The sequence below is a fragment of the Labrys sp. WJW genome (assembly GCF_001676615.1).
Taxonomy (GTDB): domain Bacteria; phylum Pseudomonadota; class Alphaproteobacteria; order Rhizobiales; family Labraceae; genus Labrys; species Labrys sedimenti.
In genome coordinates, this window is the sequence record NZ_LYXZ01000016.1 from 1 (window position 1) to 16,750 (window position 16,750).

A 16,750-nucleotide genomic window follows, 5' to 3' on the forward strand; every position below is an offset into this window, starting at 1 on the left:
GGAATTCGCGTGGATTGGCGGGGCCGACATTGGTGATCGCCTGCAAGGCCCCGTCCTCTGCCCGCCACAGTCCCATCACATCGGTGGAATAGACCGCGCTCCACAGGCCGGGCTTCTCCGGCTTGAGGGCGAGCCGGACCTTTTCGCCATTCGGGCCGGTCAGTTCGACGGGCGCCGCCGTCTCCGCCATGGTCTGGCGCTCGACGGTGATGTCGCGGCCGACCGCCCGGGCCCGCAGAGCCTCCTCGTCGAGATCGGGCTCCTTCAAAAGCCAGTGCGACAGGCGGCGCAGCAGATCGACATGGGGGCCACCGCCCTCATAGCCGCGTGCCCACAGCCAGGCATGGTCGGACAGCAGCAGGGCCACCCGCCCCTTGCCTTGATGGGCCAGCACGAGCAACGGGTCGCCCCGAGCACCGGTCATCACGGCGCTGCCTTCGCGCAGCTTGGTCTCCACCGTCGTGAACCACTGCCCCCAGGCCGGCGGATTGGCGTTGCCGCCCGGCAGGTCACGCGTCACCGGATGGCGCTTGCCGAGCGGGCTGATCTCCGGCCGATAGGGTTGATAGAGCACGTTGCCCGACGGCGAGGCCGGCAGGATCTCGGCCAGGCCGGTCCCCCACAGACTGTTCTCGGACGCGTAATCGGCGCCCGACGCCAGCAGAATGGCCCCGCCATTGCGCACGAACTCCGTCATATTGTCGAAATAGGCGGCCGGCAGCAGGCCTTCCTGCGCATAACGGTCGAAGATGATCAGGTCGAAGCGGTTGATCTCCTCGTCGAACAGGCGATGCGTCGGGAACTGGATCAGGGAGAGTTCGTTGATCGGCGTGCCGTCCCCCTTCTGCGGCGGCCTGAGAATGGTGAAATGCACGAGCTCGACATTGGCGTCGGCCTTGAGCAGGTTGCGCCAGGTGCGCTCGCCCGCATTGGGTTCGCCCGAGACCAGCAGGACACGCATCTTCTCGCGGATGCCCTCGATCTGCAGCACGGCCCGGTTGTTCACCGGCGAGAGTTCGCCCGGCACGGTTTCGGCTTCGAGCTCGACCACGTTCACGCCGGCATGCTCGATCGGAACCTGCAGCGAGGACAATTCGCCGACCGGCACGGTGGTACGCGCAATCTCCTCGCCGTCGCGGCGCAGGATCACGGCGGCCGTCGACGGCATGTTCGGACCGCGATCGACGACGCGGAAGCGGATGGTGGTGGCCTGCTTCACCAGGCCGAAGCGCGGCGCCTCGACCAGGTTGATCTGGCGGTCGCGTTCATCCTCCCGGCCCGTGATCAGGGCATGGAGCGGCGCCTTGAAACCAAGGGCCGCCGCCCGAGCCGGCACGTCGTGGACCACGCCGTCCGTCAGCAGGATGGCGCCGCCGACGCGGTCCGGCGGCACATCGGACAGGGCCGTCGCCAAGGGCGCGAAGAGCTGGGTGCCGTCGGCGCCGGATTTGCCCCCTCCCCCCGCTTCGACCACCCGCAATTCGGTATTGCCCAGCGCCTTGATCTGCCGGCTCAGTTCGTCGCGCGCCGCGTCCGTCTGCCGCGTCCTTTCATCCAGCGACTGGGAGGCTGAACGATCGACGACCAGGGCCACCACGTTGGGCAGCACCGCGCGCTGTTCACGCGTCAGGATGGGGCCGGTGAGAGCGAGGATGAACAGGCCCAGAACCAGCGCACGCAGCCAGGCCCCGCGCAGGCGCGCCAGCAGGCACAGTGCCGCTACCGCAGCCGCCAGCACGGCCAGTCCGATGACGACAGGCCAGGGCAGCAAAGGCAGGAATTGCAGGGAGAAATCGCTCATCAGCGTCCGAGCCTCTCCAGGAGATCCTGCACATGCACCTGATCGGCCTTGTAGTTGCCGGTCAGCGCATACATCACCATGTTGACGCCGGCGCGATAGGCCAGCTCACGCTGGCGCTCCAGCCCGGTGGAAACCGGAAAGAGCGGATTCATCTGGGCATCGACGGCCCAGGCTGCCGCCAGATCGTTGGAGGTGATGATCAAGGGCGATACGCCGTCTCCCCCCAGGACGGGCTTGTCGCTGTCTTCTGAGGTCGGTGCGGTGGCCTGCACCCAGGTCTCGCCATTGTCGTAACGCCCGACGAACTTGTCGAGCAGGTAGAAGGTCTTGGTCAGCACGTGCTTGGCCGGTATGGGTTCGAGCTCGGGGATGTCGAGCCCGGAAAGCAGGCGCTTGAGCGTTTCGCCGGCTGGGGTCGCGGCCCCGCCCGCATCCTGCTGCACCGCATCGCGCGTATCGAAAATGATGGTGCCACCCGATTTCATGAACGCGTCGATGCGCGCCATCACCGCTGGCGCGGGCGGTTCCTTGCCCGGTACGATCGGCCAATAGATCAGCGGATAGAAGGCGAGCTCGTCCTTGGCCGGATCGATGCCATCGGGCGGCCCCGGCTCCAGCGCCGTGCGTTCGGCGATATAGGCGGTCAGGCCCTTGAGGCCGGCGAGGCTGGTGTCGTCCGTTTCCTTGTCGCCGGTGACGATATAGGCAAGACGCGTCTTCAGCGCGGCGTCGAAGGGGCGGCTCTGCGCCTGGGCATCCGGCGATGCCGACAGGGTGAGGGACAGCGCCAGCACGACGAGGGCCGCCGACCCCACGCCGGAGCGGGCAAGGCGCGTCCAGCCCCCCGCCATGAAGAAGACGATCAGCGCATCGGCCAGCAACAGGGCCAGTGCGACCAGCAGCAGTACGGGCCCGAGGGCGATCGGCTTGGCAACGGTATAGTCGGCCAGGGACGCATTCACGGCGGTATAGTCCAGGGGTTTCAACACGGCATTGGCCGCCAGCGCATTGACGGCCACCAGGCCATCGGGCGGCCCGTAGAAGCCGGGCGGATGATCGGGGCGGCCGATACCGGGCTGGTCCGCCCGCACGGGCTGGGCGGTTGCCGGCGGAACCTGGAAGGCACCCTGCCCATCGAGCGTCCGGCTCGGCGCCGCATAGACCGGCGCCGCGGCGCTCGCTTGCGCTGCGGCGGCACCCGCAACCGGCGCGGATTTGGCGAGGCCCACCACCTTGCGCAGCATCTCCACGAAGGTTCCCGACAAAACGAGATTGGACCAGGTGGTGTCGGCCGTCACGTGAAAGAGCACGATGACGCCATTGCCCCGTTTCTCGGCCGTGACCAGCGGCGTGCCATCGGCCAGGGCGGCCCAGGTCCGGCCAGGCAGATCGATATCGGGCTCGGCCAGCAATTGACGCTTGACGCTGACGTCGTCCGGCAAGGCGAGGCCTGCGAAAGGACTATTGGCGTCGAAGCTGCCGAGCTTTTGCGGCTTCTCCCAGGAGAGCGTACCACCCAGGGTGCGGCCGCCCTGGCGCAGCTTCACCGGCAACAGCGTGTTTTCAGCGGCAGCAAGGCGTGAGCCGGCGAAGCGCACCAGGACGCCGCCATTCTCGATCCAGGTCGAGAGCTTGGCTTCGGCATCACCGAGATTGCCGACATCGGCCAGCATCAAGACCGGCAGCTTGTCATCGAGAAAACGGCCGATCGCCTCGGCGGGGGACGTTCCCTCGGCGGTCCTCACATCGGCATAGGGTTCGAGCGCCCGCGTGAGGTAATAATTCGCCGACAGCAGGGGCTGGCTGACATCCTTGTCCTGTCCCGAGACGATACCGACCATGCGGCGGCGCCAGGTGCGGTCGAGCAACTGCACCGCACCGGCCGATGCATCGCCGACGATTTCCAGCCGCGCCACATCATTTCGGATATCGACGGGCAGGTCGAGCTGTGCCGTGGTCTCGCCGGCGCCCGCCGGGAAGCTGAAATCGACCTGGCCGACCGGCAAGTTCTTGAGGTCGAGCGCCCTCACCGTGCCTGACAGGACGCGATCGAGCTTGCCCGTGCGCAGAACACGCACCGAGATGCCGCTCGGCGCATTGGCCGCGCCGGCAAGGGCCAGCGAGCTGCGGCCATCGTCACGATAGACCGTCACCCGCCCCTGCTTGCCGGCTTCCGACAAAGCAGCGAGAAAGCCATTGTCACCATCCCCGGCCAGACCGTCCGAGAACCAGACGATCTCAGCCTCCGGCGCCGCACGCAGGAAGGAGGTGATGGCGGGCGCATAGGCGCCGCGATTGGCCTGCCAGGGCTGCGGGGCAAGCGCTGTAAGGCGCGGACCGAGACTCGCAGCGGGACTGAGCGAAAGATCGGTGAGCGGTTCGGCCAGGGCCGCCATTGCCACCGGGCGGCGATCCTGCTCGGCCGCGGCAAGCGCGGCCTGGATCACTTCCTGGCGCTTTGCCCAGGTCGCGGCGGAACCCCAGCCATTGTCGACGAGGAACAACAGCGGCGCCGTACGCGTCGGTCCGGCCTGACTGAAAGGCCGCAGCGTCGGCACGGCCAGCATGGCGATCACCAGGGCGGCCAGGATGAGGCGCAAGGCCGTCAGCCACCAGGGCGAGCGCGCCGCCACCCGCCCACGCGGAAGCAGGCCGTAGAGCAGGCGCAGGGGTGGAAAGTCGACACGTTGCGGCCTTGGCGGCACCAGGCGCAGCAGCAGCCAGATGGCCGGCAGCAAGGCCAGGGCCGCCAGCATCCAGGGTGAGGCGAGAGCCAGCGAACCTAGCATCGACAAAGCCTCAGAGGATCTAGCCTCTCGATCGCCGCCATCATATCCCCTCCCCCTGCTGCAGCAGCGGATGCAGGGCCAGCACGGCCTGGGAGGCCGGCTTGTCGGTGCGATGCAGCGTCATGCTCCAGCCATAACGGTGCGTGATCGCCCGCAAGGCGTCGCGATGGGCGGCGAGCCGGGCCTCATAGGCCTGGCGGATGTCCTGGGCCCGCGGAGCCTGGAATTTTTCACCCGTCTCGGGATCGATCAGTTCGGTACGGCCGGCAAACGGGAAGGTCTCCTCGATCGGATCGGCGACGACGAGCAGATGACCGCGCGCGCCGCGGGCCGCCAGGGCGGCAATGGTGCCGCCCGTCACCTCCGGTTCGTCGAGAAAATCGCCGATCAGAATGGCTTCGCTGCGAGGCCCGAGCGCGATCCGCTCGGGCAGGCCGCTGCGCTCCGTCCTGGCGGGTGGAGCCGCCGCCATCAAGGCGAGGGCGAATTTTTCGATGATCGCCCGCTGCGAGGTCGGCCGCGCCAGGCCAATCAGCCCGACGCGTTCACCGCCCTGCACGAGGAGATCGGCAAAAGCCAGGCACAGCACCAGCGCCCGTTCGAGCTTGGAGGTCTGCGCCAGATTGGACGCCAGATTCATCGAGACCGAACGGTCGACCCACAGCCACAGGGTCTGGGCCGCGTCCCATTCGTGCTCGCGCACATAAAGTTCGTCGCCGCGCGCCGAGCGACGCCAGTCGACATTGCCGGCTGCTTCTCCGGGCGCAAAATGGCGGAACTGCCAGAAATTCTCGCCCTGCCCGGCCCGGCGGCGGCCATGCAGGCCATGCAATGCCGTCGCCGCCACGCGGCGCGCCTCCAGGGCAAGCCTGGGCATGGCTTCGGCCAGATCGAGCGCCGCCTGCTGCAGGCCTGATGACCTGACGGCCTTATGCTCGTCGATCAGCCGCGTGGAAACCGCCATTCGGCTCAGCCCAATTTGTGCGCAAGGCGTCCGATTACGCCCTCGATGCTCTCGCCATCGGCCCGGGCGGCAAAGCTGAGAGCCATGCGGTGCTTGAGCACGGGTTCGGCGAGGGCGATGACATCGTCGATCGAAGGCGAGAACCGGCCCTGCACCAGGGCACGTGCGCGCACCGCCAGCATCAGGGCCTGGCTGGCGCGCGGGCCCGGACCCCAGGCGATCTTCCCGGCAAGGTCGGGCGTCTCGCCGGGACGGGCCGAGCGCACCAGCGTAAGGATGGCCTCGACCACCGATTCGCCGACCGGCAACCGCCGGACCAGGCGTTGCGCACCCAGAAGGTCCTCCACGCTCATGGCAGGCCGCGCCGGAGCTTCCTCGGCTCCGGTGGTGAACAGCAAAATGCGCTTCTCGTCCTCTCGGTCGGGATAAGGCACGTCGATCTGCATCAGGAACCGGTCGAGCTGGGCTTCCGGCAGGGGATAGGTCCCTTCCTGCTCGAGCGGGTTCTGGGTCGCCAGGACATGGAAAGGCTTGGGCAGGTCATGGCGCTCGCCCGCCACGGTAATGTGATATTCCTGCATCGCCTGCAGCAGGGCCGACTGCGTGCGCGGCGAGGCACGATTGATCTCGTCGGCCATCAGCAATTGGGCAAAAACCGGCCCGCGCACGAAACGGAAGCTGCGCTTGCCGGTCTCGCTGGCGTCGAGCACTTCGGTGCCGAGGATGTCCGAGGGCATCAGGTCCGGCGTGAACTGCACGCGCTTGGCATCGAGCCCCAGCACCACGCCGAGCGTTTCGACCAGCTTGGTCTTGGCAAGCCCGGGTACGCCGACGAGCAGGCCGTGCCCGCCCGACAGCAAGGTGATCAGGGCGCCATCGACCACGGCCTCCTGGCCGAAGATCACGCCATGCACCGCTTCGCGGGCCCGCTTGATCAGATCTGCCGTGTTTTCGGCCGAGCGGATGATGGCTTCATCGAGATTGGTGGCGGTATCGGCCGTCATCATGCCTCGCAGGAAACGCGCCGGACAGGCGCTGGATAATGGGAAAGCTTGCGCGATTCCCTTGTATCGCAGGATACTAGAGAGCAACTAAGGCAGGAGCGAGAGCTTGTCTGCCGTTTTCACGTCCGTTTTATCACCGAGTGTTTTCGACTATGGCCCAGACCGATCTGGCCGGATTGACCAAGGCCGTCAAGGAAACCGGCAAACATGCCGGCGCCCGTCCGGTGCATCTGTGGAATCCCCCGTTCTGCGGCGATATCGACATGCGCATCGCGGCCGATGGCAGCTGGCATTATATGAAGAGCCCGATCGGACGGATCGAACTCGTCAAGCTGTTTGCCTCGATCCTGCGGCGTGACGAGGATCGCTATGTGCTGGTGACGCCAGTGGAGCGCGTCGGCATCGTGGTGGACGACGTGCCCTTCGTGGCCGTGGAGATGCGCGTGGAACCAGGGCCGAACGGGCAGGTCCTGTCCTTCCGCACCAATGTCGACGACTGGACCGAGGCCGGCCCGGACCATCCCATGCGGTTCGAGATCGGCGCATCCGAGGGACTGAAGCCCTATGTGCATGTGCGCGCCGGCCTCTGGGCCCGGGTCAACCGCGCTCTCTATTACGATCTTGCCGACCTCGGCGAGATCCGGGAGATCGACGGGGTCGCCATGTTCGGTGTCGCCTCCGGCGGCAATTTCTTTGCCATGGCCCCTGCCGATGAAATCGGTGCCGAGCCCCGAAACACCGATCCCTGACATGCTGACCGCCCTGCCCCCTTCGACCCACCATCCCGAGCTCGAGGCCTTCCTCGCACGAGCCCGGCACCGGCTTGCCGTCGAGCCGCCGGCAGGGCTCCATCTCGACAGCGTGCCTGATCATGGCGATCATCGCTTCTCCCCCGGCCTGCTCGCCGAATTGCCCGCAGCGCCCTCCAAGCCCGCGGCCGTGCTGATCGCCCTCATCGACCGGCCCGACGGGCCGACGGTGCTGCTCACCCATCGCTCGAGCGCGCTGCGCAACCATTCGGGCCAGATCGCTTTTCCGGGCGGGCGCATCGATCCCGAAGACGGCAGTGCGCTGGCGGCCGCGATGCGCGAGGCCGAAGAGGAAGTCGGGCTGTCGGCCAACCTGATCAGCCCGATCGGCTATCTCGATCTCTATCTCACGAGCTCGGGCTACCGCATCGCGCCGGTGGTGGCGCTGGCCGATCCGGGCATGGTGCTGCATCTCAATCCCGCCGAGGTCGACAGCGTGTTCGAATGCCCACTCACCTTCCTGATGGATCCGGCCAACCATATTGCCGAAAGCCGTGAATGGCGCGGCGCCATGCGCCAATATTATGCAATTCCCTGGCAGGGCCACTATATCTGGGGTGTGACGGCGGGGATCATCCATACCCTCTATGAGCGGATCTATGGTTGAGACGATGAAGGTCGTACGTTGATGTTCCGGCCTTTCCTGTTCGAGGCGGTACTGTTCATCCTGCCTTTCCTGGTCTACGGGATCTGGCTGTTGCTGCGCGGCGGTCAATCCGGTGCCCCCGCGCGGTCGGGGCTGCCGCTGCTGCGACTGATCGCGCTGGGTGTGATGAGCATGGCGGTCGGCCTGGCCCTCTTCGCCCATTATGGCGGAGCCCCCGCCGGCAGTGCCTATGTCCCCGCGCATATGGAGAACGGCAAGCTGGTCGAGCCTCAGACACGATAGGGAAAAGTGCGCATTCTCCGAATCGGATTTTTTCTCTAACTTGTTGTTTTAATGCATTTTCTTAGCTGAGAAGCTCGGCGACTTTCCTGGAAGATGCTTTTGGGTGCCTGATCGGATGGATGAGCGTTTCCCCTGGCTCGACAAGCCCCCCTTGTCGACGCTGCTCGCAGCCCTGAACCAAGACGGGGAAGAAGCACGGGTGGTGGGCGGAGCCGTGCGCAACGCCCTGCTCGGCGTGGCCGTCGCCGACTGGGACATCGCCACCACGGCCCTGCCCGTCGAGACCCAGGCCCGGGCTCGGGCACGGGGCTGGAAGGTGGTGCCGACCGGCATCGAGCACGGCACCGTGACCGTGGTCATCGATGGCCACCCTCTCGAAGTGACGACGTTGCGCGAGGACATCGAAACGGACGGCCGTCGCGCCGTCGTGCATTTCGGCCGCGATTTCCGGGCCGATGCCTTCCGGCGCGATTTCACCATCAATGCGCTCTCACTCTCCCCGGACGGCCGGCTGCACGACTATGCCAGCGGCCTCGCCGACATCGCCGAGCGACGGGTGCGCTTCCTCGGCGATGCCGATCGGCGCATCGCCGAGGATTATCTGCGCATTCTGCGCCTTTTTCGCTTTCATGCCCGTTTCGGGAAGGGTCCGCTCGATGAAGCGAGTTTCGCCGCGGCGATACGCGGGCGCGAGGGCCTGCGCCGGCTCTCGGCCGAACGCGTCAGGGCCGAACTTCTCAAACTGCTGACGGCGCCGCGGGCGACCGAGGTCCTCGCCGAGATCGGCGCTGCCGGGTTTCTCGGCATTCTTTTGGGCGGCATCGCCCTTGTCGACGCGTTTCAGCGCCTCACGGGCCTCGAAGCCGGAAGCGGGGCGGAACCCGACGCCATCCGGCGGCTGGCGGCCCTCGGCCTGTTCACGCGCCTCGATGCCGAGCGGTTGGCGGTGCGGCTGCGCCTTTCCAACGCCGAGGCCAAGCGCCTGGCAAGGATTGCCCTGTTGCTGGAGCGCGTCAGACGCGCCCCTGCGCTTCCCGAAGCCCGGGAATGGCTCTATCGCCTCGGTCCTGCGCTTTATCGCGACGGCATGCTCGTCGCGGCCGCGCACCACCCCGACGCGGATTTCGCCGAGGCCCTGGCTTTACCGGAGCATTGGAGCATTCCCGAGCCCCCCTTCAGCGGCAGGGATCTCGCGCAATTCGGCATCAAGCCTGGCCCGCGCATCGGCCGCATCCTCGCGCGCGCCGAGCAGGCCTGGATCGACGGCGGCTTCGCTGAGGACGGCTTGCAGCGCCAGGCCATCCTGGAGAACGCCGTGCGCATGACGACATGACCAGCGCGGCATGTTGAAAATGCGCGACCTGGCTCAGCCGCCGCGCGCTGCACCCGCGACGCCGTCGAAGGCCCCATCGACGAGTTCCTTCACCAGGAGGCGTAGCGGATCGACCGGCCCGGGCAGCACCACACGTCCGGGCGCGATGCGCTTGAAGCCGACCCGGCTGTAATAGGGTTCGTCGCCCACCAGGATGACGAGCCGATGGCCGATCTCGGCGGCCTCGGTCAGGCTGGCCTGCATCAGCGTCAGGCCAATGCCGCGCGAACGGAAGGCGGGCTCCACCGTCAGGGGCCCGAGCAGCAGGGCCGAGGCCTCGCCGACATGGATCGGCGTCAGCCGGATCGAGCCCACTATCATCGAACCGATGCGGGCCACATAGGACAGCTTGGGATGGGGCGGCACCCCCTCGCGCAGGCGAAAGGCCGTGCGGGCAAAGCGGCCGGGCCCAAAGGCACGTTCGTGCAGCTTGTCGATGACGGCACCGTCGTCGGGCGTCTCGGGGGTCAGGTCGATGGCGATTTCAGGCATTGCGATGGTTCCGGCAAGCAGGGAGCGCCCGCCGGCTCAGCCGTTCAGGCGCACGAAAGGGAGTGGGGCGAAACCACGGTTCGTCGTCGCAGCTGAAGGCTCTTCGTCATCATGGGCGGCGCGTACAGCAAAAGCAGACGCCTTACAACCGGATTTATCGATCAAACAGTATTTTGCTGCGCGGATCGTGCCATTTCGGGAACCAGCTCACTGCAAATGCCGCCGGCATGCACCGCTGCATCACCACAGGCCGTCGGGCTGGCGCCGGCCCGCCACTTCGTCGAGCCGGCGGCGTGTCGCCTTGGTGGTTTCCTCCGGCAAGGCATCGAGGGGGAAGAAACCGGCCTCGGCGATCTCGTGATCCGGCAGGCGGGGTTGTGACTGGGTGTGGTGCCGCACCACGAAGAAGGCGATGTGGTCGCGGCGGCTGATTTCGCGGTTCCAGTAGAGCCCCTGCAGCTCGGGCGGTCCCTTGAGCTGGATATGCCCCTCCTCCTCGAGCTCACGGGCCAAGGCCTCCAGTGCGGTTTCCCCCGTCTCGACGCCTCCTCCCGGAAGATACCAGCCTGGCACATAGGTATGCCGCACCAGAAAGACACTGCCCTGCCCGTCGAGCACGGCGGCGCGGACGCCCAAAGTCATACCGCGCTGCATGCGGGAATAGACCATGAAAAGCGGAGTCACCAGACGCCCGATCTTCTGTCGCAATGTAATTGAAGAAGAATTCATCCATCGATGCTCAGTGATTGGAAGGAAGTGGCCAGGCCCTGTCTCGGATCATATCGCAAAAAAACTTCCTACACCCTGCCATCCCGCCCACGCATGGCTGTCCAGCGCGCCAAGCAGCCTTTATCGGCTGGGAAAATACCTGTTCTTACGGTATAGAGGCGCCACCCTAATAGAGGAGACCCAGGGGCCTTCGCCCCGGTATAGTTCGATGTTTACCTATTTCCGGCTGCTTGCCAGCGCCGTTCGTATCCATGCCAAGACCCAGGCTACCCGCGACACTGTCGCATTGTTGACCTTCAGCAAAGCTTAACGATCGTCCCGCTGCCTAACGGCGGTTGATGGTCCCCGGCCAAAAGGACGCCTGCCGTTCGCGAGAACGCGCAGGCGTTTTGCGTTGACAGAGGCAGGCCATATGGCCACGCTAGCATTACTGCCTGTCGCTTCGTGATACCCTGCCTCCCCGATTGCCTCCTCATGTTCAAGCTCGCGCATCTTTCAGACCCCCATATCGGGCCTTTGCCGCGAGCCAGGGCCAAGGAACTGGCGGGAAAGCGGGTTCTGGGCTGGATCAACTGGAATCGCGGACGCCGCGACGTCCACCGCATGGATGTGCTGCAGCAACTCCTGGTGGATTTGCATGCGCAAGCGCCCGACCACATCGCCCTGACCGGTGACGTGGTCAATCTCGCTCTGCCTGGCGAATATCCGGCGGCGCGCGCCTTTCTCGAAACCGTCGGCGCGCCTGACTTCGTCTCGCTGGTGCCCGGCAATCACGATGCCTACACAAAGGGCGGCGCCCTCCATCTGCTCTCCGCCTTCGATCCCTGGATGCGCGGCGACAACGCCGGCGCCCATCCCCTCGATGAGGACGAGCGCTTTCCCTATGTGCGCATCCGCGGAAAAGTGGCGCTTGTCGGCCTGTCCAGTGCCATCCCCACCGCGCCGTTCATGGCCACCGGCAAGCTCGGCCCGCGCCAGATCGCCAAGCTCGGCCCCATTCTCGAACATCTGGAGCATGAGGGCTATTGCCGCGTAGTCATGCTTCACCACCCGGTGCGCCGCCAGGATGCCGGGCCGACCGCGATGCTGATCGATTGCGACCGGCTGAACGCCGTACTGCGCCGTACCGGGGCAGAACTCGTCCTGCACGGGCATATCCATACCGGGCTGGTGCATCGCATCAAGGGCCCCAAGGGACCGATACCGGTGGTGTGCACCCCCTCGGCCTCGGCCGCGCCGGAGCGAGCCCGCTGGCCGGCCTCCTACAATCTCTTCTCGATCAGCGGCAAGCAGAAGAACTGGAAAATCGGACTGACCGTCAGGGGCTTCGTAGCCGCCGGCCACCCGCCGGAGCAATTGCGTTCGCAAGAACTGGCTTGAAGGCAGCAGGATCGCTCAAGAAAGCAGATGAGCCGGGCCACCCCGGCTATCCAGAAGCCACCCACCCGCGGCGGACACCCAGGCTGGATTGCCGGGGCTGGGCCCGGCAATGACGCTGAAGCGAATCGTATTACGGACGAGAGTCCCTTCGGACCTTCAGGCGGAACAGCCGTTACGCGACCGCCCACCCCTGGCCGATTACAGCAAGCCGCGCCGCGCCAGGTTGCGCAGGAGGTGGCTGGCTCCGAAGGTCCAGGGCGGCGCATCGGAACTGCGCACCATGCGATTGGTCAGCGAGCCGAGTTCCGGCGCGGCGATGGTGACGACGTCACCGATCTTGTGGGTGAAACCCTTGCCCTTCTCGTCGCGATCGTCGATGGGCGCGAACATGGTGCCCAGGAAAAGGACCGCGCCATCGGGATATTGATGGTTGACGCCGATCATCTGCGAGACGAGATCGCCCGGATCGCGGCTGATCTTGGAGATCGAGCTCATGCCGGTGAGCCGGTAGCCTTCTGGCCCGCGTACCTCCAGCGTCACGTCGGCGCGCCTGACATGGTCGAGCGAGAAGGTGGAATCGAACAGCCGCACGAAGGGGCCGACCGCCGCCGATGCGTTGTTGTCCTTGGCCTTGGAGAGCAGCAGGGCCGACCGTCCCTCGAAATCGCGTAGGTTGACGTCGTTGCCCAGCGTCGCACCGACGATCTTGCCGGCCGAGGATACCACCAGCACCACTTCGGGCTCGGGATTGTTCCAGGTGGAATTGGGATGAAGGCCGGCATCGGCGCCGGTACCGACGGCCGCCATGGGCTGGGCCTTGCTGAAGATCTCTGCATCCGGCCCGATGCCCACCTCCAGATATTGCGACCAGGCGCCCTGGGCGATGAGCACCTCCTTCAGCCGCGCCGCCTCGACAGAGCCGGGACGCAGGCGCGCCAGGTCGTCACCGACCAACTTGACGATCTCAGCCCTGAGGGAAGCGGCTGCGGCCGAGTTTCCCCGCGCCTTCTCTTCGATCACCCGCTCGAGCATCGACACCACGAAGGTGACACCCGCCGCCTTGATGGCCTGGAGATCGATCGGCGCCAGCAGCCAGGGCTTGCGCAGGTCACGGTTGGCCGGCGGCGTGTTGGCGAGGATTTCCGCCAGGGGCCCGATTTCGGTGGAGGGCGCCGCCTTGGCCGCCTGGGCCGGATTTCGCGCTTCGCAGAGATCCCTGACCGTCGGGAAGCTGGAGGTAATGTCGTGCAGGCCATCCTCCTTGGCAACCACGACGGCCGGCCCTTCGACATCCGGCAGCCAGACACGCCCGATCAATGTCCCGGCGACACCGTCGACCGGGAGAGTATTTTCGGGGGTGAGCGTGAACGACATTGCGGACCTCGCGGCTGGTAAGAGCTCTATCAACCTGCCCTTAGCGTCAACCGCGCGAATGGGCAAGACTTGCATAAGCGGTATACAAAGATATGCGTCGTACGAATGTGGATTAACCTCACGGGTATAGGCCTGTAAGCAAAATTGACTAGCGAGGTATTCTCATGAATTTAAGAATTAATTCAATATATAAAGAGATAAATACAAAATATTTCAAAAACTGAAACGCCAATATTTTGGTATTAGGTTTTGTTTTAAAAGTTTAACACACAAAACCTAACGTCTACGGCGACATTCGGCCATCCCATACATGCAACTAGTCCGACGAATTCCACGCGGCAAGGAGCGCTCCAGGTATTAAAGTACGTGCTAGAGACGTTCCGAGATTGCAAAAAAGCTCCGAAAATCTTCCGGCGTGTCCAAGCTGGAATCATAGACAGGATTGCGTGTAGGAAAAGCCGCGATTTGGTCGGGATAATCGGCAATCAGACTTTCACTCAAAAGATCAACGCCCTCCACGTCAAAATCCGGCGGTATCATCACAGGGTAGCCTCGTCGCTCGCCGCGCACCGGAACCAGTGCCTTGCGCCGGTCGCCGGCGCTGTATTGCTTGATCAAACCGGCGATTTCACGCTCCGTCAGCCGCGGCTGGTCGCCGACACATAACATGATACCGTCACAATTCCTCTGGGCCGCCAACAGGCGCGCGCGCTCAAAGGCACGCCGGATCGCGGTCGCCGTGCCATCGGACGGAGGCGAAGCCACGAATTCGACCGGTGTACGGACGAGCGCCTCTTCGATGCGTTCCTGCTGATGGCCGGTCACCACAATGACGTCGGCGATGACCCCGCGGACGGTCTCGACGACATGGCGGATCATTGGGCGGGCCGAGATATCGAGCAACAGCTTGTTGCAGCCCATGCGCCGCCCTTCGCCGCCGGCGAGGACGATCGCGATGTAATTCGCCAAAGGCCGATCATCGTCCACGGGCATGGATGACACTTTTCTCTTTGGAAAAGGCAAAGCGGCATACACGCTTTTGCCCTGCTTGGCCATCGTGGAAGCACTCCGCACAGATGAAATCGACCACGTCTGGGCGGTTAACGCTTCTTTTTGAAAATGGCCGGTAAACTCCGGATATGTTGCGTCGCGTTGCGTGTTCTCTCGTGCTGGGTACGGTTCTGGGTAGCCTGGCTGGTTGCGGGTCGTTCTTCAATCTCGAAGAGCGAGAGCCCTGGCGTGCCCAGGCCGAATCCCAGTGCCTCGCTTCCGGTGAGGTCCGGGAAACCGCCGGCATTCGCATCGCCCAGGCGATCGAGGGGCCTGGCGTGTGTGGTGTCGACCACCCCTTCCGCGTTACGGCCCTGAATACCACCGGGGCACCTGCCGCACCCGTCTACGCGGCCCTGCGGCCCCGCGCACCGGCAACCGTGGCCCCTCAGCCGAATGAGGCGCCTCAGCCGCAATATGCTCCGCAGCCATCCGGTGCACCGGATGACTTGCTGCCGCCCGCAGCGGTCGGCGACCAGACCGGCGCAATCGGTGACGGAGAGGCTTCGGCTCCCATGTCCTACCGGGCCGCCCCATCCCCCGGTCCGGTTCGCATCGCCGACGGCGGTCCCTTCTCGGTCTCGATGGATCGCAGCCTCGTGCTCTCCTGCTCGATGATCCCCGCCATCACCCGCTGGCTGGTTCAAGACGTGCAGCCGGCGGCGATGGCCAATTTCGGCTCCCCGATCGTGGAGATGACGACGTTCGGCAGCTATTCCTGCCGCCGGCGCAACAATGGCCATTTCGGCCGCATGTCCGAACACGCATTCGCCAACGCCGTCGACGTCAAGGGCTTCAAGCTGGCCGATGGCCGGGAGACGCGCATCCTGACCGGCTGGCGCGGCTCGGCCCAGGAGCGCGGCTTCTGGCGTGACATCGCCTTCGGCGCCTGCGCCAAATTCACCACCGTGCTCGGCCCCGGTGCGCCCCTGCACGACAACCATCTGCATCTCGATCTTGCCCGCCACGGCGTGCGCAGCAAGAGCATCTGCCGTCCGCGCGCGCCTGCCGGCTGGGTTGCCGCCGCGCAGCGTGGTGCCGGCGGCGCACCGCCGCCGTCCGAGGACTATACGGGTTCGATCCAGGACGTTCCGGCCGGCGGCTACGACGAATGACGACGCTCTAAGCCAGGAGCGCCGCCTCTTCCTCTCCGATCACACCGAGCCGCGTCGCCGCCCGCAAAAGATGGCGGCGCATGGCACTGCGCGCATTCGCAGCCGAACCCGCCTCGATGGCGCGGTATATATCGCCATGTTCCCCGATGACGCTGTCGACATGAGCCGCCCCTTTCTGCGTCAGGGTGTTGCTGCGGGCGACCGTCACGCTCTGATGCAGCAAGAGGGATAGATAGCGCTGGAAATCGGCAACCTTGCCATTGCCGCTTGCCGCCGCGACGGCGCGATGAAACTCGATATCGGCGCCGACGCCGAGATCCTCACCAAGCTTGGTGCGATCCATTTCCTGCAACCAATGCCGGAGCACGGAGAGGTCGGCCTCGGAACGGCGGACTGCGGCAAGACCGGCTCCTTCCACTTCGAGGCACAGGCGCAATTCGAAGATCTCCCGCAGGGCAACGCCGCTGCCAACCTCGGCATCCCGGATGCGGAAGGAACGCTGCAGCGGGGCGGCGCTGACAAAGACCCCGGCGCCCTGGCGGCTGACCACGATGCCATCAGCCTTGAGGCGCGAGACCGCCTCCCGGATCACCGTGCGGCTGACGCCGAAGCTGGTCGCCAGTTCGGGCTCGGTCGGCAGGCGGGCACCGGCTTCGAAGCGCCCCTTCTCGATGTCCTCCTGCAGCGCGGCGACCACCCGGTCGGCCAAAGGCAGCGGCCTGCCGATCCGCCTGTCCTCGTCACCGACGGCCCCCGCGGCTTCCGGGGCCGGGCGCATTCGCTCTTTGAGGGCCAAATACGCCTCCTCCTGGGTTCTCGAGCGGACCATTTCCCAACTGGAAATGTTACGCGGATCGACAATCCGTTTCAAAATACGCTGAGATTAAATTCATCATATGACCATGTCACTATGTGATATTGACATACTTCTACCATTGTGGAAGCCTTCCGCCAACTTCGCAAGTCAGGACACACGACCCGA

15 protein-coding genes are annotated in these 16,750 nt (G+C 65.3%); 6 read left to right on the forward strand and 9 right to left on the reverse strand.

Annotated features, from left to right (window positions below):
• The 4 genes from BA190_RS10610 to BA190_RS10625 all read right to left on the reverse strand — a co-directional run.
• Positions 1-1,801, reverse strand: a 1,801-nt coding sequence (locus BA190_RS10610) for a hypothetical protein (RefSeq protein ID WP_068286004.1), incomplete at its 3' end; no start/stop codon positions are given.
• A complete protein-coding gene (locus tag BA190_RS10615; protein ID WP_068286005.1) occupies positions 1,801-4,590 on the reverse strand; it encodes a DUF4159 domain-containing protein in 2,790 nt (929 codons plus the stop codon). The genes BA190_RS10615 and BA190_RS10610, both read right to left, overlap by 1 nt.
• Positions 4,591-4,630: 40 nt before the next feature.
• Positions 4,631-5,554: a DUF58 domain-containing protein gene (locus BA190_RS10620; RefSeq protein WP_068286006.1), complete on the reverse strand. Its 924-nt coding sequence runs from the start codon at positions 5,552-5,554 to the stop codon at positions 4,631-4,633.
• A gap of 5 nt (positions 5,555-5,559) precedes the next feature.
• Entirely contained in the window at positions 5,560-6,558 is a 999-nt protein-coding gene (locus BA190_RS10625; protein ID WP_068286007.1) for a MoxR family ATPase, read from the reverse strand.
• 152 nt (positions 6,559-6,710) lie between these two features.
• Here BA190_RS10625 and BA190_RS10630 point away from each other — a divergent pair, with 152 nt between their 5' ends.
• The 4 genes from BA190_RS10630 (at position 6,711) to BA190_RS10645 (ending at position 9,589) form a co-directional block, all read left to right on the forward strand.
• The gene (locus BA190_RS10630; protein WP_068286009.1) at positions 6,711-7,307 is read left to right on the forward strand and encodes a DUF1285 domain-containing protein; all 597 of its coding nucleotides are present in this window, start codon (positions 6,711-6,713) and stop codon (positions 7,305-7,307) included.
• A gap of 1 nt (position 7,308) precedes the next feature.
• On the forward strand, positions 7,309-7,974 hold the full coding sequence (locus BA190_RS10635) for a CoA pyrophosphatase (protein ID WP_068286011.1): 666 nt from the start codon (positions 7,309-7,311) through the stop codon (positions 7,972-7,974).
• 21 nt (positions 7,975-7,995) lie between these two features.
• Positions 7,996-8,256, forward strand: a complete 261-nt coding sequence (locus BA190_RS10640; RefSeq protein ID WP_068286012.1) for a DUF6111 family protein — start codon at positions 7,996-7,998, stop codon at positions 8,254-8,256.
• A 115-nt stretch (positions 8,257-8,371) separates the two neighbouring features.
• Positions 8,372-9,589, forward strand: a complete 1,218-nt coding sequence (locus BA190_RS10645) for a CCA tRNA nucleotidyltransferase (protein WP_068286014.1) — start codon at positions 8,372-8,374, stop codon at positions 9,587-9,589.
• 33 nt (positions 9,590-9,622) lie between these two features.
• Here BA190_RS10645 and BA190_RS10650 read toward each other — a convergent pair whose 3' ends face one another.
• Entirely contained in the window at positions 9,623-10,120 is a 498-nt protein-coding gene (locus tag BA190_RS10650) for a GNAT family N-acetyltransferase (protein ID WP_068286022.1), read from the reverse strand.
• A gap of 240 nt (positions 10,121-10,360) precedes the next feature.
• Positions 10,361-10,804 (reverse strand): NUDIX domain-containing protein, encoded by a 444-nt coding sequence (locus BA190_RS10655; RefSeq protein ID WP_371260312.1) that lies wholly within the window; start codon positions 10,802-10,804, stop codon positions 10,361-10,363.
• 519 nt (positions 10,805-11,323) lie between these two features.
• Here BA190_RS10655 and BA190_RS10660 point away from each other — a divergent pair.
• Complete coding sequence (locus tag BA190_RS10660; protein ID WP_068286027.1) at positions 11,324-12,229, forward strand: metallophosphoesterase; 906 nt, start codon at positions 11,324-11,326, stop codon at positions 12,227-12,229.
• Positions 12,230-12,427: 198 nt separating this feature from the next.
• Here the strand turns inward: BA190_RS10660 and BA190_RS10665 are convergent, their stop codons facing one another.
• Together BA190_RS10665 and BA190_RS10670 are read right to left on the reverse strand one after the other, a co-directional pair.
• Entirely contained in the window at positions 12,428-13,603 is a 1,176-nt protein-coding gene (locus BA190_RS10665; protein ID WP_068286028.1) for a fumarylacetoacetate hydrolase family protein, read from the reverse strand.
• Positions 13,604-13,972: 369 nt separating this feature from the next.
• Positions 13,973-14,659 carry an NTP transferase domain-containing protein gene (locus BA190_RS10670; RefSeq protein ID WP_082979638.1) on the reverse strand — a complete coding sequence of 229 codons (687 nt, stop codon included), beginning with the start codon at positions 14,657-14,659 and terminating at the stop codon, positions 13,973-13,975.
• A 110-nt stretch (positions 14,660-14,769) separates the two neighbouring features.
• On the opposite strand from BA190_RS10670, the gene BA190_RS10675 reads away from it, so the two are divergent.
• Entirely contained in the window at positions 14,770-15,768 is a 999-nt protein-coding gene (locus BA190_RS10675) for an extensin family protein (protein ID WP_068286031.1), read from the forward strand.
• A 7-nt stretch (positions 15,769-15,775) separates the two neighbouring features.
• Here the strand turns inward: BA190_RS10675 and BA190_RS10680 are convergent, their stop codons facing one another.
• On the reverse strand, positions 15,776-16,564 hold the full coding sequence (locus BA190_RS10680; RefSeq protein WP_162275085.1) for a FadR/GntR family transcriptional regulator: 789 nt from the start codon (positions 16,562-16,564) through the stop codon (positions 15,776-15,778).
• Positions 16,565-16,750 lie beyond the last annotated feature (186 nt).

Coding starts and splice junctions, on each gene's coding strand:
- BA190_RS10615 (WP_068286005.1), bottom strand. CDS start 4,590: ATGCTAGGTTCGCTGGCTCTCGCCTCACCCTGGATGCTGGCGGCCCTG.
- BA190_RS10625 (WP_068286007.1), bottom strand. CDS start 6,558: ATGACGGCCGATACCGCCACCAATCTCGATGAAGCCATCATCCGCTCG.
- BA190_RS10640 (WP_068286012.1), top strand. CDS start 7,996: ATGTTCCGGCCTTTCCTGTTCGAGGCGGTACTGTTCATCCTGCCTTTC.
- BA190_RS10670 (WP_082979638.1), bottom strand. CDS start 14,659: ATGGCCAAGCAGGGCAAAAGCGTGTATGCCGCTTTGCCTTTTCCAAAG.
- BA190_RS10645 (WP_068286014.1), top strand. CDS start 8,372: ATGGATGAGCGTTTCCCCTGGCTCGACAAGCCCCCCTTGTCGACGCTG.
- BA190_RS10650 (WP_068286022.1), bottom strand. CDS start 10,120: ATGCCTGAAATCGCCATCGACCTGACCCCCGAGACGCCCGACGACGGT.
- BA190_RS10635 (WP_068286011.1), top strand. CDS start 7,309: ATGCTGACCGCCCTGCCCCCTTCGACCCACCATCCCGAGCTCGAGGCC.
- BA190_RS10660 (WP_068286027.1), top strand. CDS start 11,324: ATGTTCAAGCTCGCGCATCTTTCAGACCCCCATATCGGGCCTTTGCCG.
- BA190_RS10665 (WP_068286028.1), bottom strand. CDS start 13,603: ATGTCGTTCACGCTCACCCCCGAAAATACTCTCCCGGTCGACGGTGTC.
- BA190_RS10630 (WP_068286009.1), top strand. CDS start 6,711: ATGGCCCAGACCGATCTGGCCGGATTGACCAAGGCCGTCAAGGAAACC.
- BA190_RS10620 (WP_068286006.1), bottom strand. CDS start 5,554: ATGGCGGTTTCCACGCGGCTGATCGACGAGCATAAGGCCGTCAGGTCA.